This window comes from Microbacterium sp. NPDC076895, assembly GCF_040687115.1.
Lineage (GTDB): Bacteria > Actinomycetota > Actinomycetes > Actinomycetales > Microbacteriaceae > Microbacterium.
Genome location: NZ_JBFBMQ010000004.1, coordinates 20,037 through 42,335, shown reverse-complemented (window position 1 = coordinate 42,335; position 22,299 = coordinate 20,037). Strand labels below are relative to the sequence as shown.

The 22,299-nt window shown below is 68.8% G+C and carries 23 protein-coding genes; 16 read left to right on the top strand and 7 right to left on the bottom strand.

The genetic code is table 11. The features are described 5' to 3' along the window. From AB0O89_RS04590 to AB0O89_RS04575, 4 genes are all read left to right on the top strand, one after another. Window positions 1-2,154, top strand: a complete 2,154-nt coding sequence (locus tag AB0O89_RS04590) for an integrase (RefSeq protein WP_363494641.1) — start codon at window positions 1-3, stop codon at window positions 2,152-2,154. Continuing rightward, window positions 2,151-3,344, top strand: a complete 1,194-nt coding sequence (locus AB0O89_RS04585; protein WP_363494639.1) for a TniB family NTP-binding protein — start codon at window positions 2,151-2,153, stop codon at window positions 3,342-3,344. Before AB0O89_RS04590 ends, AB0O89_RS04585 begins: the two co-directional genes overlap by 4 nt. Further along, a complete protein-coding gene (locus tag AB0O89_RS04580) occupies window positions 3,344-5,494 on the top strand; it encodes a TniQ family protein (protein ID WP_363494637.1) in 2,151 nt (716 codons plus the stop codon). Before AB0O89_RS04585 ends, AB0O89_RS04580 begins: the two co-directional genes overlap by 1 nt. Window positions 5,495-5,750: 256 nt before the next feature. Continuing rightward, window positions 5,751-6,140, top strand: coding sequence for a hypothetical protein (locus tag AB0O89_RS04575; protein WP_363494635.1), 390 nt, complete (start codon window positions 5,751-5,753; stop codon window positions 6,138-6,140). On the opposite strand, the gene AB0O89_RS04570 is transcribed toward AB0O89_RS04575, so the two are convergent. Next, window positions 6,137-6,937, bottom strand: coding sequence for a metallophosphoesterase (locus tag AB0O89_RS04570; protein WP_363494633.1), 801 nt, complete (start codon window positions 6,935-6,937; stop codon window positions 6,137-6,139). The two genes, AB0O89_RS04575 and AB0O89_RS04570, sit on opposite strands and share 4 nt — an antisense overlap. 77 nt (window positions 6,938-7,014) lie before the next feature. Then, window positions 7,015-7,476, bottom strand: a complete 462-nt coding sequence (locus tag AB0O89_RS04565) for a zinc ABC transporter ATPase (protein ID WP_363494631.1) — start codon at window positions 7,474-7,476, stop codon at window positions 7,015-7,017. A gap of 107 nt (window positions 7,477-7,583) precedes the next feature. Here AB0O89_RS04565 and AB0O89_RS04560 point away from each other — a divergent pair, with 107 nt between their 5' ends. The 5 genes from AB0O89_RS04560 (at window position 7,584) to AB0O89_RS04540 (ending at window position 11,923) form a co-directional block, all read left to right on the top strand. Continuing rightward, window positions 7,584-8,831: an MFS transporter gene (locus AB0O89_RS04560; protein ID WP_363494629.1), complete on the top strand. Its 1,248-nt coding sequence runs from the start codon at window positions 7,584-7,586 to the stop codon at window positions 8,829-8,831. A 119-nt stretch (window positions 8,832-8,950) separates the two neighbouring features. Next, window positions 8,951-9,088 carry a hypothetical protein gene (locus AB0O89_RS04555; RefSeq protein ID WP_363494627.1) on the top strand — a complete coding sequence of 46 codons (138 nt, stop codon included), beginning with the start codon at window positions 8,951-8,953 and terminating at the stop codon, window positions 9,086-9,088. 146 nt (window positions 9,089-9,234) lie between these two features. Beyond that, window positions 9,235-10,218, top strand: a complete 984-nt coding sequence (locus AB0O89_RS04550) for a zinc-binding dehydrogenase (RefSeq protein ID WP_363494625.1) — start codon at window positions 9,235-9,237, stop codon at window positions 10,216-10,218. Between the two features lie 6 nt (window positions 10,219-10,224). Beyond that, window positions 10,225-10,866: a TetR-like C-terminal domain-containing protein gene (locus tag AB0O89_RS04545; protein WP_363494623.1), complete on the top strand. Its 642-nt coding sequence runs from the start codon at window positions 10,225-10,227 to the stop codon at window positions 10,864-10,866. A 76-nt stretch (window positions 10,867-10,942) separates the two neighbouring features. Further along, on the top strand, window positions 10,943-11,923 hold the full coding sequence (locus AB0O89_RS04540; protein ID WP_363494621.1) for a zinc-binding dehydrogenase: 981 nt from the start codon (window positions 10,943-10,945) through the stop codon (window positions 11,921-11,923). Window positions 11,924-12,023: 100 nt separating this feature from the next. Here AB0O89_RS04540 and AB0O89_RS04535 read toward each other — a convergent pair whose 3' ends face one another. Next, window positions 12,024-13,211 carry a 4-hydroxybenzoate 3-monooxygenase gene (locus tag AB0O89_RS04535; protein ID WP_363494943.1) on the bottom strand — a complete coding sequence of 396 codons (1,188 nt, stop codon included), beginning with the start codon at window positions 13,209-13,211 and terminating at the stop codon, window positions 12,024-12,026. 68 nt (window positions 13,212-13,279) lie between these two features. After that, complete coding sequence (locus AB0O89_RS04530) at window positions 13,280-14,032, bottom strand: IclR family transcriptional regulator (protein ID WP_363494619.1); 753 nt, start codon at window positions 14,030-14,032, stop codon at window positions 13,280-13,282. Window positions 14,033-14,118: 86 nt separating this feature from the next. Between AB0O89_RS04530 and AB0O89_RS04525 the strand changes: the two genes are divergently transcribed. Further along, window positions 14,119-14,772: a hypothetical protein gene (locus AB0O89_RS04525; protein ID WP_363494617.1), complete on the top strand. Its 654-nt coding sequence runs from the start codon at window positions 14,119-14,121 to the stop codon at window positions 14,770-14,772. On the opposite strand, the gene AB0O89_RS04520 is transcribed toward AB0O89_RS04525, so the two are convergent. Then, a complete protein-coding gene (locus tag AB0O89_RS04520) occupies window positions 14,769-15,122 on the bottom strand; it encodes a LysR substrate-binding domain-containing protein (protein ID WP_363494615.1) in 354 nt (117 codons plus the stop codon). The two genes, AB0O89_RS04525 and AB0O89_RS04520, sit on opposite strands and share 4 nt — an antisense overlap. 249 nt (window positions 15,123-15,371) lie before the next feature. Between AB0O89_RS04520 and AB0O89_RS04515 the strand changes: the two genes are divergently transcribed. Both AB0O89_RS04515 and AB0O89_RS04510 read left to right on the top strand, forming a co-directional pair. Then, window positions 15,372-16,166: an IclR family transcriptional regulator gene (locus AB0O89_RS04515; protein ID WP_363494613.1), complete on the top strand. Its 795-nt coding sequence runs from the start codon at window positions 15,372-15,374 to the stop codon at window positions 16,164-16,166. Between the two features lie 107 nt (window positions 16,167-16,273). After that, window positions 16,274-17,020 (top strand): SDR family oxidoreductase, encoded by a 747-nt coding sequence (locus AB0O89_RS04510; RefSeq protein WP_363494611.1) that lies wholly within the window; start codon window positions 16,274-16,276, stop codon window positions 17,018-17,020. Between the two features lie 21 nt (window positions 17,021-17,041). Here AB0O89_RS04510 and AB0O89_RS04505 read toward each other — a convergent pair whose 3' ends face one another. Then, a complete protein-coding gene (locus AB0O89_RS04505; RefSeq protein WP_363494609.1) occupies window positions 17,042-17,794 on the bottom strand; it encodes an SDR family NAD(P)-dependent oxidoreductase in 753 nt (250 codons plus the stop codon). A gap of 56 nt (window positions 17,795-17,850) precedes the next feature. Then, a complete protein-coding gene (locus AB0O89_RS04500) occupies window positions 17,851-18,624 on the bottom strand; it encodes an SDR family oxidoreductase (RefSeq protein WP_363494607.1) in 774 nt (257 codons plus the stop codon). 361 nt (window positions 18,625-18,985) lie between these two features. On the opposite strand from AB0O89_RS04500, the gene AB0O89_RS04495 reads away from it, so the two are divergent. Genes AB0O89_RS04495 through AB0O89_RS04480 form a run of 4 tightly spaced genes read left to right on the top strand, consistent with a single transcriptional unit; the run spans window position 18,986 to window position 22,278 of the window. Further along, window positions 18,986-19,837: a branched-chain amino acid ABC transporter permease gene (locus AB0O89_RS04495; RefSeq protein WP_363494605.1), complete on the top strand. Its 852-nt coding sequence runs from the start codon at window positions 18,986-18,988 to the stop codon at window positions 19,835-19,837. Beyond that, complete coding sequence (locus AB0O89_RS04490; RefSeq protein ID WP_363494603.1) at window positions 19,837-20,892, top strand: branched-chain amino acid ABC transporter permease; 1,056 nt, start codon at window positions 19,837-19,839, stop codon at window positions 20,890-20,892. Before AB0O89_RS04495 ends, AB0O89_RS04490 begins: the two co-directional genes overlap by 1 nt. Further along, window positions 20,885-21,580 carry an ABC transporter ATP-binding protein gene (locus AB0O89_RS04485; protein WP_363494601.1) on the top strand — a complete coding sequence of 232 codons (696 nt, stop codon included), beginning with the start codon at window positions 20,885-20,887 and terminating at the stop codon, window positions 21,578-21,580. Before AB0O89_RS04490 ends, AB0O89_RS04485 begins: the two co-directional genes overlap by 8 nt. After that, window positions 21,577-22,278, top strand: coding sequence for an ABC transporter ATP-binding protein (locus AB0O89_RS04480; RefSeq protein WP_363494599.1), 702 nt, complete (start codon window positions 21,577-21,579; stop codon window positions 22,276-22,278). Before AB0O89_RS04485 ends, AB0O89_RS04480 begins: the two co-directional genes overlap by 4 nt. The last annotated feature ends 21 nt before the right edge of the window (window positions 22,279-22,299 follow it).

Sequence of the window (22,299 nt, the reverse complement as noted above, 5' to 3'; positions counted from 1 at the left end):
ATGAGGAACACATGGAAAATCACTCCGGGCGCACAACTCGCCTACGACGGGGAGATGTGCACCGTCGCGGAGATCGGCGACGGCGCCGTCATCGTCCGCACCGCGAGAGGGAGCACCCGTCGGCTGCGGATGATCGACGTGCTGCGGCCCGCTTCGGAAGGCGGCAAGGCTCACATCCCAGGAAGGCTGGGTGACGACGAGGAGTCGCAGCCGTTGATGCTTGTGTGGTCGGATGCGACGGAGTCCGCGCAGGCCACCGCCCACGACCGCGCCGACCATGTTCGTGAGGTGCTCACCGGGTACAAGTCGGGAAGCCGGGAGATCGCCCGTGAGGGAGAACCTCGACTGGAGTATCACCCGCAACGTCCGCTGCGGGAACGACAGAAGGCCAAAGCCAAGGAACTCGACGTCGGGCTGCGGACGCTGGAACGGTGGGTGGCCCGCTACCGGGACACCGGCGAGGCCGCTCTGGTCGACACTCGCATGTCGCGCACGGGACTGGCGCTGACGAACTTCGATCCGCGCTGGGTTGACGCCGCTCGAACCGTCCTCGACGAGCAGGACGATCAATCCAAGGTGCAAAAGAAGATCATCCTCGCCCGGATCCGAGCACGCACCGAGCGACTCCACGGCCCCGACGTCGTCCCGCTCCCGTCGACCGCCAGCGGGTACCGGGCGCTGGGCGAGCTCACTCGAGGCCGGGGAACCTTCGCCGGGTCGACGAAGGCCAAGCGGTCGATCGCCAACCGCCCGCCCGCCCCCTACGGCCGGCTGACTGCGACTCGCCCGGGCGAGTTCGTCCTCCTGGACACCACCCCGCTGAACGTGTTCGCGGTCGCGCCCGTCACCGGGAAGTGGGTGTGCGCGGACCTCACGGTCGCGATCGACCTGTACTCGAGGTGCATTCTCGGGTTGAGGCTGACGCCGGGGTCGACGAAATCCATCGACGTGTCCGGTGTCCTCGCCGAAGCGATGCAGCCCTTTGACACCCCCAAGAACTGGGCAACGACGGCCCGCTGGCCGTACCACGGGGTCCCCGACACGGTTCTCGTCGACCCCGCCCGCACCGATGTGGCCCGCTTCACCCGGGCGGGGATCCTGCCGGAGACGATCGTCATCGACCACGGCCGCCCATTCCTCTCCGAGCATGTCACCACGGCATGCGCGCGCCTGGGCGTTTCGATCCAACCCGCCCGCATCTACCAGCCGACCGACAAGAGCCCCGTGGAGCGGTTCTTCCGCACTCTTGACTCTCTCTTGCAGGAACTCCCCGGCTACAAGGGCGCCGATGTGTCCGGTCGCGGTGACGACGTGGAAGGAGAGGCGGTGTACACCGTCCCGCAGCTGGAGCAGATCATCCGCGAGTGGATCGCGACGGTCTACCATCTCCGACCCCACGAGTCTCTCGCCGATCCGAACCTGCCTGGCGTGAAGATGAGCCCCGCGCAGAGGTACGACCAGGGGCTCGCCGTGGCGGGGGCACTGCGGATGCCCACTGACCGAAACGTGCTGCTGGAACTCCTGCCTGTCGTGAAGCGCCAGTTCAATCACTACGGGGTGGAGATCCACAAGCTCCGCTACACCGGCGAGTCGGTCGCGAAGTACCGCAACCGTGCCCGGTCGATCCACCGGGACAAGGGCACGGAGTGGCCGTTCGTGGTGAACCCGGATGACTTGACCAAGATCTACTTCCACGACCCGGAGGACCGCACCTGGCACACCCTCGAGTGGGAGCACAAAGACGCGTTCGACACCCCGTTCAGTCTGGACGCGCTCGAGTACGCGAAGAAGATCGCCATCAAGCAGGGCCGCCCTTCACAGGTCGACGACGTCGCCGCGCAGCTGCTGGAGGACTGGGGTGCCGGCCGGGCGCTCACCCCGTCTGAACGGCGGATGAGTGCACGGACGGCCGCGCGCCTCAACGACCGTGAGCCTGACCCGGACGGGGTGTGGTCGTTGCGGTCGATCCAGCGGCTCCTCGACGCTGAGCTCGCTCCCGCCGCCGAGCTCGCAGACGAGCTGACGGGCTCGGTGCGCGATCCGCGCCGGCGCGTCAACGTGCCGGAGGGTGGTGATGACGACGACGAGGACGACGTCGACGAACCCACGATCCGATCCGACTATCACTTCGAGCCGATGGAGATGATCCGATGACCGCTGCAGCAGCCGCACCCGCAACCGCAACCGCGCCGACTCTCGACCGGCGTCAGCGGAGCCTGTCCACATATGAGGGGTGGAAGGACTTCGCCGAGCGGCCACCCCGCGAACAGCCCGAGACACTGACCGTGGATCAGCTCGACGCGCTCGACCCGGGCGCGCAGGCACGATACGACGCTGAGCGGCGGGCGTGGCACGCGAACATCCTGCTGCGCACCCGTCAGGTGCATGGCGTGCACACCCAGCTGGCCGACATCCTCGACAGCAACCTGCAGGACTCCGACCGGGTCAAGTCGGCCGCCGCATTGGATGCCCCACCGGCGTTGGGGAAGTCGACGGTGGTGAACACGTTCGGGCGGGACTTCCACCGGCAGCGGATCGCCGAGATCGGTGAGTACCTCGACGCGGATCGCGACGTCCCGCATCTTCCGGTGTGCCACATCACGGTGCCGGGCAGGTTGACGATCAAGGGCCTGCACATGATGATCCTCGGGTTCTACGCACACCCCGCAACAGCCGGCATCCTCCACCGGTCGATGGCAGGCAGGGACCTCGCACGTGCCGCGGCGGACTGCATCGAACGGCACGACACCCGCCTGGTGATCATCGATGACCTGCACTTCCTCAGCATGCGTACCCGTGACGGGGTGGAGGTCGCGAATCAGTTGAAGTGGCTGTCCAACGAGTACAGCGCCACGTTCCTGTTCGCCGGCGTCGCGCTGCGTGAACGCGGTCTCGTCGGTGAGGGAGCGGTAGGCAAGGAGGCGGCGATGGCGCAGACGTTCCGGCGGTGGACGGTGCTGAGCCTCGACCCGTACAGCCTGCGCACCAAGCACACCCGCGACGATTGGTGCAGCCTGCTCTGGCACATCGAACAGGCGCTCGTGCTTGCCGATTCCCGCGACGGGATGCTCGTCGATATGTCCCGCTACCTGTTCGCCCGCACCACCGGCAATATCGGGTCGCTGATGGACCTGATCCGTCGTGGAGCGTCCCGCGCCATTCGCACCGGCCAGGAAAGCATCGACCGGGCGCTGCTCGACGACATCCGCATCGATGAGGGCGCGGAGACGGAGCGCGGCGAACTCGAGGCCCGCCTCGACAAGCAGGAGGCCGCGCTTCGGGAACGGCGTCGCGCCAAAGCAGCAGCGAAGCAGCAGCCCGCGGAAGAGAAGCCGGCCGCCTGATGGGCGACATGACCGACGAGGTGCGTGTCCTCCCGTTCCGGGTTCGTCCGCTGCCGGATGAGCCGTTCGATTCGTGGGTGGAAGCGTTGGCGGCCGCCAACCGTGCGACGATCGCGGAGATGGGGTGCGCGCTCGGGCTGATCGAGCAACGCGATGGCAGGGCAGTGTCGGCGACATCGTGGATGGCAAGCCAATGGGCGACCGAGTTGACGGATCGGCAGGCGCAACGGCTGGAGCAGTCGACGGGAGTCCCAGCAGTGCAGTTCCAGGAGATGACGAGGATGCGGTTCGCGCGCCACGCAATCCGATACACCCGGCAAGGAAGAATCAGCTCCCGATGCCCGGTCGGAGGGACGGCCGGCCGCTACTGCCCGGAGTGTCTTGCCGACTCCGGAGGCAGGTGGCGGATGTCATGGCAGTTCCCGTTCACCTTCGCGTGCGTCCGTCACCGGCGGATCCTTGCGGACGAGTGCCCCGAGTGTGGCCGGCCGCCCCGCCGCACCGGGCACCCGCTCGCCGGCATCCCTCAGCCCGGCCACTGCCACAATCCCCTCAAGGGTGCCGGCACGGGACCGATCGCCAGCCGCTGCCGCACCGACCTCACGACGAACACGGAACGTATCGCCGCTCCGGATGCGGTGCTGCACGCGCAACGCCGCATGATGCAGATCCTGGCCACAGGGCAGGGACGGTTCGGGATCTACGAGCACGCCCCTCAACCGGCCGTCACCGTGCTCGAGGACATCCGGCTCCTCACCCGAACGGCAGGAGTCGCACTGTCCAAAGGTGACCGCATCGAGGTGCCGAAGCTGGATGCCGAGCTCCTCACGCGTGCGCGCAAGGAGAAATCGGAATGGTCATGGGCGGGACCGACGAAGGCTGCAGACGGTGCTGTTGCCGCCGCGATCGCCGTCGCTGCGCTGGAGGATCCGGACCGGGCGGTGACCCTGATGACCGGTCGCGTTGCCGTCAGCACCTCCTACGCCGGTCAGACGCCGCAGCTGCAGACCCTGATCGCGGCAGCGCTGGGTCGTCGTCGTCGGCCCACGGTGTTCCTGCAGTCCGCGCCCCCGTCCGGGATGAGCCCGACCGAACGGGCCCGGGAGGTGCCCGCACAGTTGTGGGGCGAGTGGGTCACCCGATACGCGCCGCAACGGGTCGGAAACGAGATCGCGGCGTCGGCTCTCGCGGCGGCGGTGGTGTTCACCGGCACAAGGCTCACACACTCCGCAGCCCTCGCGCTGCTCGACCCACATGCACCGGCCCGGCAGGTCACTCATGTGATGCGTGACCTCGGTCGCAGCTCACACGACGTCGACACTCTGCACGCGATCCTCCGGCTGACCACGTTCCTAGACACCCACCACGTGCCCATCGACTACGCCCGCCGGCGCGACCTCGACTACACCGGGATCCTCCCCGAATCCCAATGGCAGGAAGTGTGCCGGGCGGTGGGCGTGTCTCCCGGTAGTGGACGACGATGGCGTCTGGCTCGCGCATTCCTGTACCGGATGCTGTCCGGGAACCCGCTTCGGACGCGCCCGGCGGGGTTGGACGCAGCGGGAGTCACCTCGCACACCGTCGCCCGCTTCATCGAAGAGCTGCCGCAGGCGGTGCGGGCACGGCTCGAACAGGTCGCCGCCGAGTTCCTGGCCGCCAACGGCATCGACGAGCCAATCACCTGGATCCCCCCATTCGTCGCCATGACCTCGGCGGATGATGGTCAGCTCGGCCCGGCGTTATGGCCGCCCAGCCGTCCAGCGCGGGCCGCGGTCACCGCAACCTTGCCGCCAGGGGAGTTGGTACGGGCGTACGCGGCGGGTGCGTCGACCTATGAGATCGCCGCGGACACGAACGTGTCCCGGCAGACCGTGGGTCGCATCCTCGCCGACGTCGGTACCCCGACGCGTCGAGGACGACCCCCCGCCTTCACCCTCGATCCTGACTGGCTGCGCGATCACTATGAGACGCAGAAGCGGACCATGGCGCAGATCGCGCACCTCGCCGGATGCAGCGAGATGACCATCAACCGCCACCTACACCTCGCCGGCATCACCGTCCGCCAGCGGGGAAAGCGCGAACCGGACCTCAACATTCCGGCCGAGTCTTCGACGAGCACGCCAATGCCAGACAAGCCAAGGACGTCATGATGACTGAGAAGAAGCGAACCTCCCGGCGACTGCAGCACTCTACCCGGAAACGCATGAGGGTGACGGGAGAGAAGTACACCGCGGCGCTGCAAGCAGTCATCGAGGCGGCGCCTTTGCCGGGTTCAGCCTCGCCGCGCGATCCGAGCGAGAAGCTGGCGCCTCCCGCTGTGGCGGAGCACACTTCCGATGACGCCCGTGCTTAGGGCTGAGCTCGGCGGCGGATCGTCTGGGATGACAGCCGGGGAGAAGTTGCCTCGTGACGTGGAGCGTATCTGGCTGGGAGGCCAAGCCGTGGTCGGCATCGCACCTCGCGCCGCTGTTCACGCAGCTCACTGCTGACGAGACGGCGCCGGTGTGGGCGCGTCGCGCCGTGAGGTTCATTCACCGCTTCGCGCGCGAACACGGTCAGTCGCCGAGCTTCCGGGAAGTGTTCGCCGAGCTCGCCGCGCATGATCCCGACGCCGCGGTGCATCAGGAGGCGTGGTCGTCGGCGTCGCTGCGGTATCTGACGATGGTGCACTGGCGGCGCCGCGGATGGATCCGCTTCCGACGGGAACCGCGCACCCTCCGATCCGGTCCCGCCGCGGGCGAATTGTTCACCCCCACGGTCGCGCGGGATATGCCGATGCGGCAGTCCGACCTCTAGGCGATGTTCGGGGGCGAGTCGGGGTGGGAGGAGTCGAGTGCGCCGAGGAGTTCTTCCAGCGTGACCCGTAGCTCGTTGTAGCCCATCACGTAGAACAGCGCGTCGGAGTTCGAGGTTTCGCTGGCGTCGAAGTCCGCGATGAGCCGACGGGCCTCACGGATCGCCACATCGAGCCACGGCTCGACATCCGGCAGGCCGCGGATCCACGTGTCGATGATGGTGAACGGTACGGGTGTGTATGCGTGGGCGTCGACGCCGACGTGGAACTGGTGTCCGTTTGGGCCGTGGTCGCGGGCGTGGGTGTGGCCGTGTAGCAGCGGGATCCCGTCGTCCCAGCGGGGTCGGTGCGTGGTGTGCCGGTCCGACTCCTGGGAGTCGCCCTTGTACGGGTAGTGGGAGGCGAGGATCCGATACCCGCGCCGGGTGCCTTCGATGACCTCCGGCAGTATCGTCCACCTGGCCGCCTCGTAGAGGGGCGCGAACCGTTCGATCGCCTTCCTGGACTGGGTTGCTGGCGAGACGCGGTCGTGATTGCCGGGCACCAGGTATCGGCGGCCGTGCAGCTGCGCGGTCAGACCGATCGATTCTTCGATCGGCCCCAGCGCGACGTCGCCGAGGTGCAGCACCACATCGGTCGGGCCGACCGTCTCGTTCCAGCGGCGGATGAGTTGGGTGTTCATCTCCTCGACGGTCGCAAACGGGCGCCCCGCAAGCTCGCTGATCCGAGCGTGGCTGAAGTGGGTGTCCGCGGTGACGAAGTCGACCCGGTTGAAGTCGAACCACGAATACTCGCTCACGTCTACGCCTCTCGCAGTTGGGGTGTCTTGCAGAATCTAGCGACGTCTAGCGTTTCCGTAGACCCGGATAGATATCCCTAGAGTTCGTCGAGGTCGATCCCGAACTTCCGGGCGACGTCGGCGAGCGGGATATCTTCGCTTGTCGCGGGACGTTCCCGGGCGATGCGGGCGATCTCCTCATCCTCGGCCGCATCCTCCGCCTCGGCGATCGCCGCGAGTTCCTCGAGCAGGATCTCGACGGGGGTGCTCTCGGCGGTCGCGCGGCGCCGGATCTCGGCGGCGGCATGGGCGAGGGCGTACATCCGCTCCCACGGGTAATCGCCGTGGCGGGCGATCGCGACGGTGTCGCGGGTGTAGCTGCGCTCATCCCCGGGGACGAGCCACCTTTCGGTGCCGTCAGAGGCGAGGAAGAAGTCCACGTAGCAGTTCCCGCACGGCATCCGGTAAACCCCCGGTTCGGTGGGCGCGGACTCCGTGCTGCGCGCGATCATGTCGCGGATGACCCGCTCCCAGTCGACGCTGTCATCACCATGCGACACAGGTACCCCCTTCGATACAGAACAGAGGAGCATGTCATGCCGTCAACGTTCTGTCCACAGGAACTGCCGCCTACTACTCGGAGGACGTGGTCTGGGAGACTGTCCGGATGCGTTCGACAGCCTTGATTCACCCGGGAGTGCCATCTATCCGGGCGCGGCGGTCGGCGATGTTTGTGGTGTTCGCGCTGGCCGGGGTGGGGTTTGCCACGTGGGTGTCTCGTATCCCGTTGATCCGGGATCATCTGGGGGTCAGCACTGCTGGGATGGCGGTGCTGCTGTTCGGCCTGTCGGCGGGGGCGGTGCTCGGGTTGACGCTGGCGCCGCTGGTGCATCACTGGCTCGGTTCCCGCCGTGGCCTACTGGTCTCCCTGATCGGTGTGGCCGGGGCGTTGGTGCTGATCGGTGTCACCGCCGACGTGTTCCGGGTCGCCGTGTTGGCGTTGTGTGCGCTGGTCGTGTTCGGGTTCTTCTACGGCACCACGGATGTGCTGATCAATGTCGAGGGTGCCGCGGTGGAGCGCGAGTTCGGGAGGACGTCGCTCCCGCTGATGAACGCGTTCTTCAGCATGGGAACCGCCGCCGGGGCCGGGATCGGGGCCGCGGCGTCCGCGTTCGGTGTCTCGGTGGTTCTGGACTTCACGGTGATCGCGGCGGTGATCGTCCTGTCGGCGGTGGTCGCCGCGCGTTCCATCGCGCGTCCCCACCCCGAAGGACAGGACGTCCATGACGACGTCGACGAGCCAGGGAAGGAGCGGGCGCGGTCCAGCGCGCTCGGCAATGTTGCTGGGATGTTCCGGGATGGGCGGCTGTTGCTGATCGGGTTGATGGCGGTGGGCGCGGCGTTCGCGGAGGGCTCCGCGAACGACTGGATCGCGCTGGCCGCGACCGACGGGCACGGGTTCTCGAACACGGCCGGCGCGCTGGTCTACGGCACCTTCGTCGCGGCGATGACGGTCACGCGCATCGTCAGCGGACCCGCGATCGACCGGCTGGGACGCTTCCCGGTCCTGGCCGCGTCCGCGGTCGTCGGGCTCGTGGGCCTGGTCGTGTTCATCACGGTCCAGACTCCCTGGGTGGTGTTCGTCGCCGCGGCGCTGTGGGGCGTCGGGGCGTCGCTGATCTTCCCGGTCGGGGTGAGCGTCGCCGCCGACCATCCGACCCGATCGGCGCATCGCGTCGCCTTCATCTCGATGTTCGGGTACGCGGCGTTCCTGATCGGCCCGCCCGTCATCGGCATCCTCGGCGAGCACATCGGCATCCTCGAAGCCCTCTGGTTCGTCGCGATCATGCTGCTGCTCTCCCTCATCGCCATGCCCGCCATCCGCAACAAGCGCACCGCCCGCCGCCGATCCTGACGACCATGGGCACGATGCCATGCGTTCCCGGCTGATGGGCCCGCGTTCTCGGACGGAGGTTGCTGTCCTCCCTTCCCGCGTTCTAAGTCCGGCGCCGGCTCGGCGAAGCGCGGCCGGTCGTGGTCCTGCGTCCGAGCGAGGCGGTGCGGCGTGTGCAGGGTCGCAACACCCTAGACGCCTCCGCCGTGTCCGCGACGGCTGCCGCCGCCTGGCAGCAGGCAGCGGACGAGATCGAACGGCTCAGCACCCTGCTCTGAGGGGATCGTGCCCTGGCGCACGCCGCGTGGATGATCCCGGCCGCGCAACAATAGTACAGGTGTGCATTAGCGGGAGTAGGCTGGTGCCCGACCGCGCTCTGCGCTGGTCCGCCTCGCGATCGACGACACCGGGAGAAGCATCCATCATGACCACGCAACAGGCTTGGCTGTTCACCGACGCGGATCAGCCGCTCGAGCTCGTCGAGTTGCCCGTCCCGACGCCTGCGGAGGGTGAGGTGCTGCTGGAGGTGAAGGCGGCGGGACTGTGTCACTCGGATGTCGGCATCATCACCGGGGTCGGGAAGGGTTGGAACGCGAAGCAGCCCATCGTCCTGGGTCATGAGGTCGCTGGCGTCGTTGCGCAGCTCGGCCCGGGTGTGGACCGGTTCCAGGTCGGTGACCGGGTCGCGGTGTCGCTGCCGGTGCATCCGATCGGGCGCGGCTGGACCGCCCGCGCCGACGCGATCGGGCTCGGCCGCGACGGCGGGTACGAGCACTACACGTCCGCGCGCGCGGACGAGCTCGTGCCGATCCCGGACGGGGTGCCGTTCACGCAGGCGGCCGGCGCGACCGACTCGGTCACGACCGCCTACCATGCCGTCCGGGTCACCGGCGGGGTGACCGAGGGAACGGTCATCGGGATCATCGGGCTGGGCGGGTTGGGCCTGAACGGCGCGCGGATCGCCGTGCTCGCCGGCGCCACGGTCTACGGCGTCGACACGAACACGAAGGTCTTCGACGCGGCGAGGGAGGCCGGCCTTGCCGGCGTCTATACGGATGCGGCGGAGCTGGCCCAGCACGACCCGGATGTCGTCATCGACTTCGCCGGCTTCGGCGCCACGACCACGGCGGCGATCCACAACGTGAAGGGGGGCGGCCGGGTTGTGCTCGTGGGTCTGGGCGTGAACCGGGCGGAGTTCGACACGGTCGAGCTCGTCTCCCGCAATGTCACCCTGGTCGGTTCGCTCGGCGCGAGCAAGGACGACCTGGTCGAGGTCGGCAGGCTCATCTCCAGCGGAGACCTGCAGCCGATCGTCACCGAGATCTCTTTCGAGGAGATTCCCGACGGGCTCAAGCGTCTCACCGAAGGCGGCGTGATCGGACGCCTTGTCGCCCGCATCAACGACTAGCCCCCCGTGAGCGAGAGTCGGGAGCCGTGGCGGGACGACCCGCGCGCCGCGCGCGTCGCGGGGCGTCTGCGCCGGGTCGTGCTCGACCTCGCTGAGGAGCGCCCGATCGCCGAGATCGGCGTCGCCGAGATCTCCCGGCTCGCGGGGATCAGCCGCAGCACCTTCTACAAGCACGCCGCCAGCCCGGCGCGTCTCCTCAAGAGCGTGCTGACCGAGGAACTGCTGCACATCGCCAACACGGTCCAGACGCGGCTGCGGTCGGGCGAGGGTGACCTCCGCGCGCTCACCCGGGACGGGCTCGGCGCAGTCCTGGACCATGTCCGCGCGCACGAGCAGATCTACCGGCTGGCGCTCAGCGAGACAGGCAGCCCGGAACTGCACCGCCTCCTCGCCGACCACTTCCGGCAGAGCGTGCTCCTCGTGTTCCAACTCTCGCACCTCCAGGCCCCGCCGCTACCCCGGACGAGCCCCGAACCGGACGACACCTGGGAGCTGTTCGCCGCGTTCGTCGGCGGCGCCTACGCGGAAGTCATCACCGTCTGGCTGCGCGAGCCCACACCACGCACACCCGAGTCCGTGATCGACATCCTCCTCGCCGCCCTGCCGGCGTGGATGCTCCACCCGAGACCGTCGCCGGCGGTCCGGTGAACTGAACAGGCGGCGCGGGCATCGGGCCGCGCGGTCGCATCGACACACAACACGGAAGCAGAAAGCGAGAGTCGCCATGTCGCAACGAGGTTGGGTCTTCTCCGAAGCCGGCCGCTACCCGGAGCTCCAGGAGCTCCCGGACCCGGTGCCGGGGACGGGTGAAGTCGTGTTGGAGGTGCGGGCCGCGGGACTGTGCCATTCGGACATCGGCATCATCGAAGGTCCGGGCGCGTCTTGGGTCAGCGCTCTGCCGATCGTCCTCGGGCACGAGATCGCCGGCGTCGTCGCCGAGCTCGGGGACGGGGCCGAGGGCTTCGCGGTCGGCGACCGGGTCGCGGTGTCGCTCGGCCCGCACCCGTTCGTGAAGGGAGCGTCCGCGGCGTTCACCTCCCCCGGCCTCGCCTACGACGGCGGCTACGAAGAGAAGGTGCGCGTCAGCACCGCGAAGCTCGTGCGCATCCCCGACACCGTCCCGTTCTCCCAGGCCGCGGGTGCCACCGACTCGGTGGTCACCGCCTACCACGCGGTCAAAGTCACCGGCGAGGTCACCGCCGGAACGGTCGTCGGCATCATCGGTCTCGGCGGCCTGGGACTGAACGCCGCCCGCATCGCGGTCCTGCTCGGCGCCACCGTCTACGGCGTCGACACGAAACCGGATGTCTTCGACACAGCGCTCGCGCAGGGCGTCACCGCCACCTACACCGACGCCGCCGACCTCGCCCAGCACGAACCGGACGTCATCTTCGACTTCGCCGGCTTCGGCACCACCACCGCAGCCGCCATCCAAGCCGTCACCCGCGGCGGCCTTGTCGTGCTCGTCGGTCTCGGCGTGACCGAGGCCACCTTTTCGACCAACGCGATCGTCACGCGCAACGTCGAGCTGCGCGGCTCCATCGGCGGCAGCAAGCAGGACCTCGTCGACGTGTACGAGCTCATCGCCTCGGGGAAGCTGCAACCCCTCATCACCGAGATCCCCTTCGAAGAGATCGGCGACGGGCTGCAGCGACTCCACCAGGGCGGCGTCACCGGCCGCCTCGAGGCCATCATCAACCCCTGAGCTCGAGCGCCGGCGGTGGGCTGGGCGGGTCCGCCGCGGTTCTTGGCGGCCGGCGCGGATGCGGCGATCGGCGACACCCTTGTGAGGCCGCGGGTCGCGCTTACCCGACGGTGTCCAGCGGCCAGCCGGTGTAGGCCTCGGCGAGGTAGGTGCGACCTGCCTCGGACTCGACGACTGAGCGCAGTTCGCCGAGTTGGCGGAGTCGGTCGAAGTCGGATGCCTCGGGGGTGACGTGGAGCATGTTCGTCATCCACCACGAGAAGTGCTGCGCCTTCCAGATGCGGTGCAGCGCCGTGTCGGGGAATGCGTCGATGAGCCGCTCGTCGGCCTCGGTCAGCAGCGCCTGCAGCGCCCGGGCCAGCAGCAGCACGTCGGCGACGGCGAGGTTCATGCCCTTCGCGCCCGTGGGGGGCACCGTGTGGGCGGCGTCGCCGACGAGGGCGATGCGGCCGCGGCGGAGCTCGTGGGCGACAAAGCTGCGGAAGCGCAGCACGTCGCGCTGGAAGATCGGGCCCTCTTTCAGCGTCGTGCCGGGGACGCGGGCCTGCAGCTGGTCCCACAGCTGGGCTTCGCTGAGGGCGTCGGGGTCGGCATCCGGATCGCACTGGAAGTACATCCGCTGCACCGTGGCGCTGCGCTGGCTGATGAGCGCGAAGCCGTCCGGCGAGTTGCTGTAGATCAGCTCGTCGGCACTCGGCGGCGCTTCGGACAGGATGCCGAACCATGCGAACGGGTACTCCCGGAAGTAGCCGCCGCGCGACCCCGACAGCGCCTCCCGCACGATGCTGCGCGAGCCGTCGGCGCCCACGACGAAGTCGGCCTCGATCTCGAGGGCCGCGCCGTCGGCGTCCGTCGCGATGACGCGGGGACGATCGGATGCCGCGTCCTCGACTCGCTCGGCGGTCACTCCGAAGCGGAGGTCCTGGCCCTTGTCGAGTCGCGCGGCGATGAGGTCCTTGAGAGCCTCGTGCTGCGGATACAGCCACACGCCGCGGCCGACGAGCTCGGCGAAGTCGATGCGGTGCCCGTCGCCGGCGAAGCGCAGCTCGATGCCGTCATGACGGCTGCCGACGGTGCGGGCACGGCTGAACTCGCCGAGCGTGTCGAGGATCTCGACGGTGCCCTGCTCGAGGATGCCGGCACGGATCGTGGTCTCGATCTGCTCGCGTGAGCGCTGGTCGATGACGACCGAGTCGATGCCGGCGTTCCCGAGCAGGTGGGAGAGCAGGAGGTGCGGATGGTGGTGGACATGGCGTCTCCTTCGACGTGTGAGCTCGTGCCTGCCCAGTGTGCTCCGCGTCAGCGCAGGCAGTGGAAGGATTCCTGTTCATCGGGAAGTCTATGCATCGCCCCGCGTCACCGGCGGTCCGCGCGCAGCGCGGTCTCGATCGCGGCGGCGGCTGCGCGCAGCGCCGCGATCGCCGGCTCCGTCACTGTCTCGCGGGGGAGCACGACCGACAGCGCCGCCGCGACCTCACCGGCGTCGCGGATCGGCACGGCGACGCCCGTCGAGACGGCCTCGATCGATCCCGGCGCCACGACGACGCCGGTGCGGCGCACCTCGGCGAGCAGGCGCCGCAGGCGCGCGGCATCCGTCACCGTCTCACGCGCGACGGCGCGCAGCGGACCGGCGAGCACGCGCTCTCGCACCGGCGACGGTGCGTACGCGAGCAGCAGGAGACCCGACGAAGATGCGTGCAACGGCAGGCGGCCGGCGATGCGCGTGATGTTCGCCCCGGCGTCGGGGTGCGACAGGCGTTCGAGGAAGAGTGCCTCGTCCTGCTCGAGCACCGCGAGCTGGGTGTGCTGGCGGATCCGTGTCTGGAGCTGCTCCATGTGGGGGAGGGCGGCCTGGCGCAGGCGCAGGGCAGTGGAGCCGCGCAGGGCGAGCTCCCACAGGCGCATGCCGAGGTGCACGCGGCGGTCCTCGTCGCGTTCGAGCAGGCCCGCCGCGACGAGCTCGTCGACGAGGCGGTGCGCCGTCGAGGACGGTAGGCCCGCGCGGCGGCCGATCTCGGACGCCGACTGCATCGACCGCTCGGCCGTGAACGTGTCGAGCACGCGCACGATGCGCTCGGTCATCGAGTCGCCGGAGGGCGAGTTGGCCATGCGCCCAGGATGACACGGCTCCCACGGATGCGGGTCACCGCATGCGCGGCATCCCTGCGCGACGCCGGCGGCGGTAGCCTCGATCCATGTCTTCTCCTGTGCCGTTCGCCGAGACGCGGTGGGAGCCCCTCTGGCCCCGGGCCGTGGCGGACCTGCTCGGTGGGACCTCAGCCCGATGGTGGCTGTCGGGTGGAGTCGCGCTCGATCGGTGGCTCGGCCGGCGGATCCGCGAACGTCCCAACACGGATGTCAGCACGACGGCGGTGGGGTTGGCGCCACTGGTCGAATGGCTGCCGGCCGGGTTCAGCGCGTGGGCGCCCGCCGGCGACGATGCCGTGATTCCCTGGGCTGATGCTCCCGATGTCACCGATCTCCAGCCTGTGCGCGTCCGCGACGAGAGCACCGGCGCCTGGGTGCTCCAGGTGAATGTCGAGGACGGCACGGACGCGGCCTGGGTGTATCGGCGCGACCCGCGTCTGCAGCTGCCGTGGGACCGTGCCGTGCTCGACGTCGATGGCATCCCGACCGGCGCCGCCGAGGTGCAGCTTGTCTGGAAGGCGCTGCGGCCGAGGCCCCAGGACGACCTCGACAAGCATGCCGTTCTCCCCGAGCTCTCCGAGGAGGCGCGCGTCTGGTTCGAGCGTGCCATCCTCTCGATCCACCCGCACTCGAACTGGTCCATCCACGTGCGCAGCCCACTCACCCCGGCGAAGGCCAGCTGGAACCGCACCAAGAGCTAGCTCTCTCGGTACTCGCCGGCGACCACCGCGTCGAGGACCACGGCGCGGAACCACCGCTGCGCGGGGGACAGGCTGCCCTCGAGTCGCGTGTAGAGGGCGACCGGGGTGCTGCGCGCGGGCCAGGGGAGCTCCGCGATGCGAAGGCCGGGGAACCAGCCGCAGAACACCTCTGCGACGTGCCGTGGCAGAAGCACGACGAGATCCGTCGCCTCGAGCACCGCGGGCACGGTCGCGTACTCTTCCACCGTCAGCGTGACCTGGGGCATCAGCACCTGCTCGATCATGGCCTGGAGGGGGTAGACGTGTCCGCCGCGGGCGGAGACCCGGACGAAGCGGCGTCCGGCGAACATGTCCGGGCCCCGTCGGCGGCAGCGGGTGGGCCGCGGAGGAGAGCGCGACATACATCAGGGTGTCCGATGGACATGGCAGGCGTCAGCCGCGTACAGCGTGCCTGCTCGACGGTGAGTAGATCGAGACGAGCCGACGCGACCGGTAGAATCCGATTCGACTACAGTCGACGTGGCGGACTGGGTGATGCGGCCCGGGGGCCGTCGACGGGATTGAATGTGGCGGCGAAGGAGTCGCTGAGTGGGAGTCTCGTGGACAAGATCCAGCCCGGCGAGTCGATGATCAGTCGACTCGTGAGCATCCTGACGGTGTTCGACCGGGAACAGGCCGTCCTGACCGCCGCGGAGATCTCCGCGCAGTCGGGCCTCCCGATCTCGACCACCTACCGTGTGCTCAACGACATGACCCAGTGGGGACTTCTCGAGAAGGACGCCCGCGGGCGATTCCGCACAGGCGTGCGGCTGTGGGAGCTCGCCCTGCGTGGCTCGCGGACGCTCACACTTCGCAATGCCGCGCTGCCGTTCATGGAGGACGTCCAGTACATGGTCCGCCAGCACACGCAGCTGTCGATCCTCGAGGGAACGGACATCCTCTACATCGAGCGGCTCTCCGCACACGTCGGCGTGGTGAACATCACCAGCGTCGCCGGTCGTCTGCCCGCCCGCGTGTGCTCGCCCGGGCTTCTGCTCGCCGCATTCGCGTCCTCGAGCGTGCAGGATCAGGTCATCGCGACCGAGCCGCCGCCCGAGTACTGCGGACCGAACCTGTCGTCCGCCGAGCTGCGCGCGATGCTGGCGCAGATCCGACTGCAGCTGTACGCGCGCGCCGACGGTTGGATCGACAAGGCGGCGTCCGGTGTTTCTGCTCCGATCCGGGACTCCTCGGGCAGCGTCGTCGCGGCGATCTCGGTCATTGTTCCCAACGACGGGACCACCCCGCAACGGACGATCCCGATCCTCCAGACCGCCGCCGTCGGCATCTCGCGGCGACTGGGGTGGCGACCGGACAAGCGTGCCCCGTTCGCCGGCGTCCCGTCGCCGGAGTAAGCGCGCGGCCCGCGGCTCCCACTCGCCGAGAGGGCCGGTCGCGCGCGGCGACGCCACGGCTCTACCGTGACACTGATCGTCGCGACGCAGCGGCAGGGGAGTGCACAATGACGGATGACTTCACGGGCAGGACGCTCCTGCTGACCGGGGCCGCAGGCGGCATCGGCGCAGCGATCGCACGGGAGTTCCTCCGGCTCGGTGCGAACCTCGCGCTCAGCGACCGGCGGGCAGAGGATCTCGACGCTCTCGTCCGCACCCTCGACGGCACTCCCGGGCGGATCGTCCTGCGAGCCGGCGACGCGGCAGCAGCCGACGACGTCGGTGACCTGGTCGACACAGCCGTGCAGGCGTTCGGCGCTCTCGACTTCGTCGTCCCCTGCGCGGGCGTGTTCGAACGTCTCCCGATCGAACAGCTGACGCCGGAGGCGTGGCGGCGCACATTGGGCATCAACCTCGAGGGCCCGTTCGAGCTCGTACGCAGATCGTTGCCGCACTTCGCGCCGGACGCCTCGATCGTGTTCGTCTCGTCGCTCGCCGCCCACCGCGGGCTGCCGACGCACGCCCAGTACGCCGCATCGAAGGGCGGAGTCGTCTCGCTCACGAAGAGCCTCGCGCTGGCTTTCGCGCCGCAAGTGCGGGTGAACGCCGTGGCGCCCGGACTCATCGAGACGCCGATGACCGCGACCCTGCAGCAGTCGGAGCAAGGTCGGCGCACGCTCGCGCAGACGCCCCTCGGACGCGCGGGGCGCCCCGCCGAGGTCGCGTCAGTCGTCAGGTTCCTCTGCAGCCAGGACGCCGGCTACATGACCGGACAGGTGCTGCACGTCAACGGCGGCACCGCCATGGTCGGGTGACGCCCGGCCGGATCCCGGCCGCTACCGCGTCGTGTAGCCGCCGTCGACGACGTACTGCGCACCGGTGATGAACGATGCGCTCTCCGACAGAAGGAACGCGACCAGCTCGGCCACCTCGGCGGGCGCGCCCAGTCGGCCGATCGGGTGCTTGGCGATGATCGCATCGTAGAAGGCGGGCTCGCGACCGGCGATCAGCGGGGTGTCGATATAGCCGGGATGCACCGAGTTGATCCGTACGCCCTTGTCGGCATACCCGAGGGCGGCCGCCTTGGTGAGGCCCGTGACGCCGTGCTTCGCGGTGACGTGGGGGACGACCTCGGCGTCGCCCACGAGGCCGAGTATCGACGAGACGTTCACGATCGCACCGCCGCCCGACGCGATGATCTTCGGGATCTGGTAGTGCAGTCCGTAGAAGACCGAGTTCAGGTTGAGGTCGATGAGCCGCCGGTAGCCGTCGATGTCGATGTCAGCGGCCAGTCCGCGCACCGCCGCACCGCCGACGTTGTTGACGGCGAGGTGCAGGCCGCCGAAGGCCGTCACGGCGGCGTCGACGGATGCTTCGACGCTGGCCGGATCGGTGACCTCGCCGCCGAACGCGGTCGCCGCTCCCCCCGCCGCAACGATCTCCTCCGCCACGGCGGCCGCCGCGTCCTCGCGCAGATCGTTCACGGTGACGGAGGCGCCCTGCCTCGCGAGCGTCGTTGCGATGGCTCTGCCGATGCCCGACCCCCCTCCTGTCACGAGCGCGATCCTGCCTTCGAGCGCGTTGCCCATGTTGCCCGCCTCTCCTCGTCCGCCCGACTGCCGGTGCCGGCGATCCGGTGCTGCCCTCACACCGCCGTGTAGCCGCCGTCGATCACGAGCTCGGACCCGGTGGTGAACGTCGACTCGTCGGAGGCCAGGTAGAGTACGCCGTAGGCGATCTCCTCCGGCTGTCCCTGCCGGGGGAGCGGGTTGCCGCCCACGAGCTGCTCGTAGTACGCCTCGACCCCCAGCGGGCTCATCTCGGCCGACCGGCGGCTCATCCTGGTGTTCATGGAACCCGGGTGGATCGAGTTGACGCGGATGCCGTACTGGCCGTAGCCGACGGCGTCCGCCTTGGTGAGAAGGCGCACGGCGCCCTTCGTCGCGTGATAGAGCGGGACGTTCTTGCCCCCCGTGATGCCGTGGATCGACGAGAAGTTGATGATGCTGCCGCGGCCGGCCTCGATCATGTGCGGGACGACGAACTTCGTCGTGAGCCAGGTGCCCTTGACGTTCACGTCGAAGATCCGGTCGAACTCGTCCGGAGTGGACTCGTGCGAGAGGGAGGCCCGTCCGATGATGCCGGCGGTGTTGACCAGGATGTGGGGGGAGCCGAGCTCCTCGACGACGCGAGCGACGGTCCGCTCGACATCCGCCGGGTCGGTGATGTCGACGACGTAGGACCTCACCGTATCTACATCCCACGGCTCGGTGGCCTCTACCACATCCAGATTCGCAACACGCGCGCCCTCTGCGGCAAGCAGTCGCACCGTGGCTCCGCCGAGGTCGCCGCTGCCGCCGGTCACGATCGCCACTTTCCCTGCGACGCGTCCACGGGTGGTCGGGTTGTCCGTCGTCACTGTCATCTCCTTTGACTGGCGCCCGTCGTCGTCGATGACGGGAAGGACGGCCTCCGCCACGTTAGTCGGGCACCGGTGGACCGTCCGTTCGGTTCTCAGTGAGTGATACGCGAACGCGCTCCCCGGCGACCCGCCTCCGTGATTCGCCGCCGAGCGAACGAGATCGATCTCGGTCACCGAGAACGCCCTTTCGGCTCTCGGCGGCCGCGCCATAGCGTGTGCATCCCGACAATGCCGTCCGCACCACGCACAGGGGAGTGTCAGAAGTGTCCTTCATACCGCGCGTCCCGCCGCCACCTCCAGACTTCCTCTCTCATGGGGCGAACACCGGCGGCTCCGCCTCTCGGGAAGCCGGATCGCGATGATCGTCCAATTGCTGAACGGCCTGGCGTTCGGAGTCCTGCTGCTGGTGCTCTCGTCCGGCCTCGCGCTCATCTTCGGGCTGCGCGGAGTGGTGAACTTCGCCCACGGCGCGTTCTACATGCTGGCGGCCTACCTGGCGATGACCATCTCGGGAACTGTCAACTTCTGGGTGGCGCTCATCGTGACGCCGCTGCTCATGGCGCTGCTCGGCGTCCTCCTCGATCGTTTCGGCCTGCGATACCTCGAGGATCGACCCGCCCTCGACCTGGTGCTCCTCACGTTCGGCGTGGCGCTGGTCATCGGCGACATCGTGCTGTCGGTGTGGGGGAGCCATCCGTACTCGATCAACCCGCCGCCCGGGCTTCAGGGATCGCTCGACATCCTCGGAACGAGCTATCCGACCTATCGGCTGTTCGTGGTCGTGATCGGCCTCGTCGTCGGGACCGCGCTCGTGCTGTGGCTGCGCCTCACCCGCGTGGGGCTGTATGTGCGAGCCTCCAGCACCCGTCGCGTGGCCTCGGGCGTCGCGGGCGTCGACATCGATCGCGTCAGCGCCACGGTCGTAGGCCTGGGCCTCGGCCTTGCGGGTCTTGCCGGCGTCCTCGCCGGCCCCTACCTCGCGCTGACCCCTTCGATGGGACTTGACATCCTCGTGCTCACCTTCATCGTCGTGATCATCGGCGGTCTCGGGAGCATCGTCGGCGCGATGATCGCGGCCCTGGCGCTGGGCATGATCAACAGCTTCGGATCGGTCTACATCCCGGATGTCGCGCAGTACGTCCCCTACGTGCTCATGCTGGCCGTGCTGCTCGTGCGGCCGCTGGGCGTCGCCGGAGCGAGGAGCCACTGATGAGCAACGACACGTCCCCGGCGACGATCGCGCCACGCAGCGGCCGCCCCGCGACCGCACCGAGACGCGGAAAGCGGATCGCCGGCGAGCCGGTTCGCGCGAAGGCGATCGTGTGGGCGGCCGTCACGGTGCTCGGCATCGGCGTGCCGTTCGTCGCGAGCACCTACTACACGCAGATCCTCACCCACGGGGTCGTGGTCGGCATGCTCGCGTTGAGCATCGGATGGCTTCTGCAGAAGACCGGGCTTCTCTCATTCGGGCACGCGGCGTTCTTCGGACTGGGCGCCTACACCGTGACGCTGACCTCGCTGCGCTGGGAGGTCAGCGCACCCGTCGCGATCCTCGTCGCCGTGCTCATCACCACGACCTTCGCCATCGCGATCGGCGCCATCATCGTGCGGGTTTCGGGCATCGCCTTCGCAATGCTGACGCTCGGCATCGGACAGCTCCTGTATCTCTACAGCACCCTCAACCGCGATCTGACCAACGGCACGGACGGCCTCATCGCGTCCTTCCGCGGCAACGTCTTCGGAGTGGATGCCGCGATGCTGACGGACCCGAAGTCCGCCTGGCCCCTCGTGTGGATCGCCCTCATGCTGGTCGTCGCGCTGCTGTGGGCGGTCGGCCGCACCCCGCACGGAAGATGGCTGACCGCCATCCGCGAGAATGAGGAGCGCGCACGGTTCTCAGGAGCCCCCACCTACTGGCCGAAGCTCGCGGCATACGCCCTGTCCGGCGCCATCGCGGGGATCGCCGGCATCCTCTCCGCGCTCACCATCGGCCTGGTATCCCCCGCGAACCTGCATTGGAGCACGTCTGGGAACGCGTTGATCTACGCGATGCTCGGCGGGACGGGGACGCTGTGGGGGCCGGTCGTGGGCGGCGTGTCGCTGACCTCTCTCGAGTCGGCGTTGTCGGGCAGCACCAACTACCACGCGATCATCGGGTTGGCCCTGATCCTCGTCGTCGTCTTCGCGCCGGGCGGGATCTCGGGGCTGGCGACGCGGTCGTGGTCCTTTCTGCGCAAGGTCACGAGGAGGCGAAGCGATGCTTGAGATCCAGGGACTGTCGTTCGCCTATGGCGGCGTGCGAGCAGTGAACGGAGTGGACCTGGTCGTCCACGAGGGCGCCATCCACGGCCTCATCGGCCCGAACGGCGCAGGCAAGACCACCACGATCGACCTCATCTGCGGGGCGAAGAAGCCTACGACCGGCACGATCCTGTTCAAGGGGCACGACGTCACTCGCGCGACGCCGCGCTCCCACCGCAGGGCGGGCATGGCGCGTTCGTTCCAGAGGATCAGCGTGTACCCGGGACTCAGCGTGCGAGAGCAGCTGGACCTGGCCGCGTGGGCGGTCGGAGAGGAGGACGTCGACTCGATCGTCGAAGCGCTCGACCTCACCGGCGTGATCGACCAGCGGTGCGAGAGCATCAGCTACGGTGAGCAGCGCAGGGTCGACATCGCACTCGCGCTGGTCGGCGCACCGACCCTGGTGCTGCTCGACGAGCCGGCGGCCGGACTCTCTCGCGATGAGAGCATCACCCTCGCCGACCACCTCGCCGGTCTCGCGCAGGAGCGCGGCACGACGATCCTCCTCGTCGAGCACCACCTCGAGGTCGTGTTCCGGATCTGCGACCGGCTCACCGTGCTCGATCTCGGCCAGGTGATCGCCGACGGCGCACCGGACGAGATCCGCAAGGATCCACGAGTGATCGACGCCTATCTGGGAGCATCCGCATGACCTCGGTCCTTGAATTCGACTCCGTCCGCGCCTTCTATGAAGACGCCCTCATCATCGACGGTGTCAGCCTCACCGTCGACGAGGGAGAGTGCCTTGCGCTTCTGGGCCCGAACGGGGTGGGAAAGACCACCACGCTCAACTCGATCTACTCGATCGCCCATGTCCGCGGCGGGAGCATCGCCGTGGGAGGGCGTCGCCTGCGCACCCGGAAAGCGCACGAGCCGACCCGCCTGGGCGCCTCGCTGGTGCCGCAAGGACGATGGATCATCCCCAACCTCAGCGTGGAGGAGAACCTCATCCTCGGCTCCGCCTCGGGCCGGCGCGGCCACTGGAACCTCGCACGCGTGTACGAGATGTTTCCCGACCTCAAGGGACGCCGGGCATCGCCGGGCACGGCCCTCAGCGGCGGTCAGCAGCAGATGCTGGCGATCGGGCGGGCGCTGATGGCGAACCCGCTGGTTCTGCTCCTCGACGAGCCCTCCGAAGGACTCGCCCCCGTGATCATCGATCGCCTCGGCGACGCGCTCTCCCAGCTACGTGAGGAGGGCACGTCGATGCTCCTCGTCGAACAGCGCCTCGACCTCGTGCTCCGGCTGTCGGACCGATTCGCCGTCATGTCGAAGGGAACGATCGTCAGCACCGGGCGGACGTCCGACGTCGGCCCCGCCGAGCTCAAGGACTACGTCGCACTCGTCTAGAGAGCCGGCAAGGCCGCCGGC

Excerpts from the sequence above, each read along its gene's own strand:
- AB0O89_RS04495 (WP_363494605.1), top strand. The coding sequence starts at position 18,986 with ATGATCGTCCAATTGCTGAACGGCCTGGCGTTCGGAGTCCTGCTGCTG.
- AB0O89_RS04480 (WP_363494599.1), top strand. The coding sequence starts at position 21,577 with ATGACCTCGGTCCTTGAATTCGACTCCGTCCGCGCCTTCTATGAAGAC.
- AB0O89_RS04540 (WP_363494621.1), top strand. The coding sequence starts at position 10,943 with ATGTCGCAACGAGGTTGGGTCTTCTCCGAAGCCGGCCGCTACCCGGAG.
- AB0O89_RS04510 (WP_363494611.1), top strand. The coding sequence starts at position 16,274 with ATGACGGATGACTTCACGGGCAGGACGCTCCTGCTGACCGGGGCCGCA.
- AB0O89_RS04580 (WP_363494637.1), top strand. The coding sequence starts at position 3,344 with ATGGGCGACATGACCGACGAGGTGCGTGTCCTCCCGTTCCGGGTTCGT.
- AB0O89_RS04590 (WP_363494641.1), top strand. The coding sequence starts at position 1 with ATGAGGAACACATGGAAAATCACTCCGGGCGCACAACTCGCCTACGAC.
- AB0O89_RS04520 (WP_363494615.1), bottom strand. The coding sequence starts at position 15,122 with ATGTTCGCCGGACGCCGCTTCGTCCGGGTCTCCGCCCGCGGCGGACAC.
- AB0O89_RS04550 (WP_363494625.1), top strand. The coding sequence starts at position 9,235 with ATGACCACGCAACAGGCTTGGCTGTTCACCGACGCGGATCAGCCGCTC.
- AB0O89_RS04530 (WP_363494619.1), bottom strand. The coding sequence starts at position 14,032 with ATGGCCAACTCGCCCTCCGGCGACTCGATGACCGAGCGCATCGTGCGC.
- AB0O89_RS04585 (WP_363494639.1), top strand. The coding sequence starts at position 2,151 with ATGACCGCTGCAGCAGCCGCACCCGCAACCGCAACCGCGCCGACTCTC.
- AB0O89_RS04485 (WP_363494601.1), top strand. The coding sequence starts at position 20,885 with ATGCTTGAGATCCAGGGACTGTCGTTCGCCTATGGCGGCGTGCGAGCA.
- AB0O89_RS04505 (WP_363494609.1), bottom strand. The coding sequence starts at position 17,794 with ATGGGCAACGCGCTCGAAGGCAGGATCGCGCTCGTGACAGGAGGGGGG.
- AB0O89_RS04525 (WP_363494617.1), top strand. The coding sequence starts at position 14,119 with ATGTCTTCTCCTGTGCCGTTCGCCGAGACGCGGTGGGAGCCCCTCTGG.
- AB0O89_RS04560 (WP_363494629.1), top strand. The coding sequence starts at position 7,584 with ATGCGTTCGACAGCCTTGATTCACCCGGGAGTGCCATCTATCCGGGCG.
- AB0O89_RS04490 (WP_363494603.1), top strand. The coding sequence starts at position 19,837 with ATGAGCAACGACACGTCCCCGGCGACGATCGCGCCACGCAGCGGCCGC.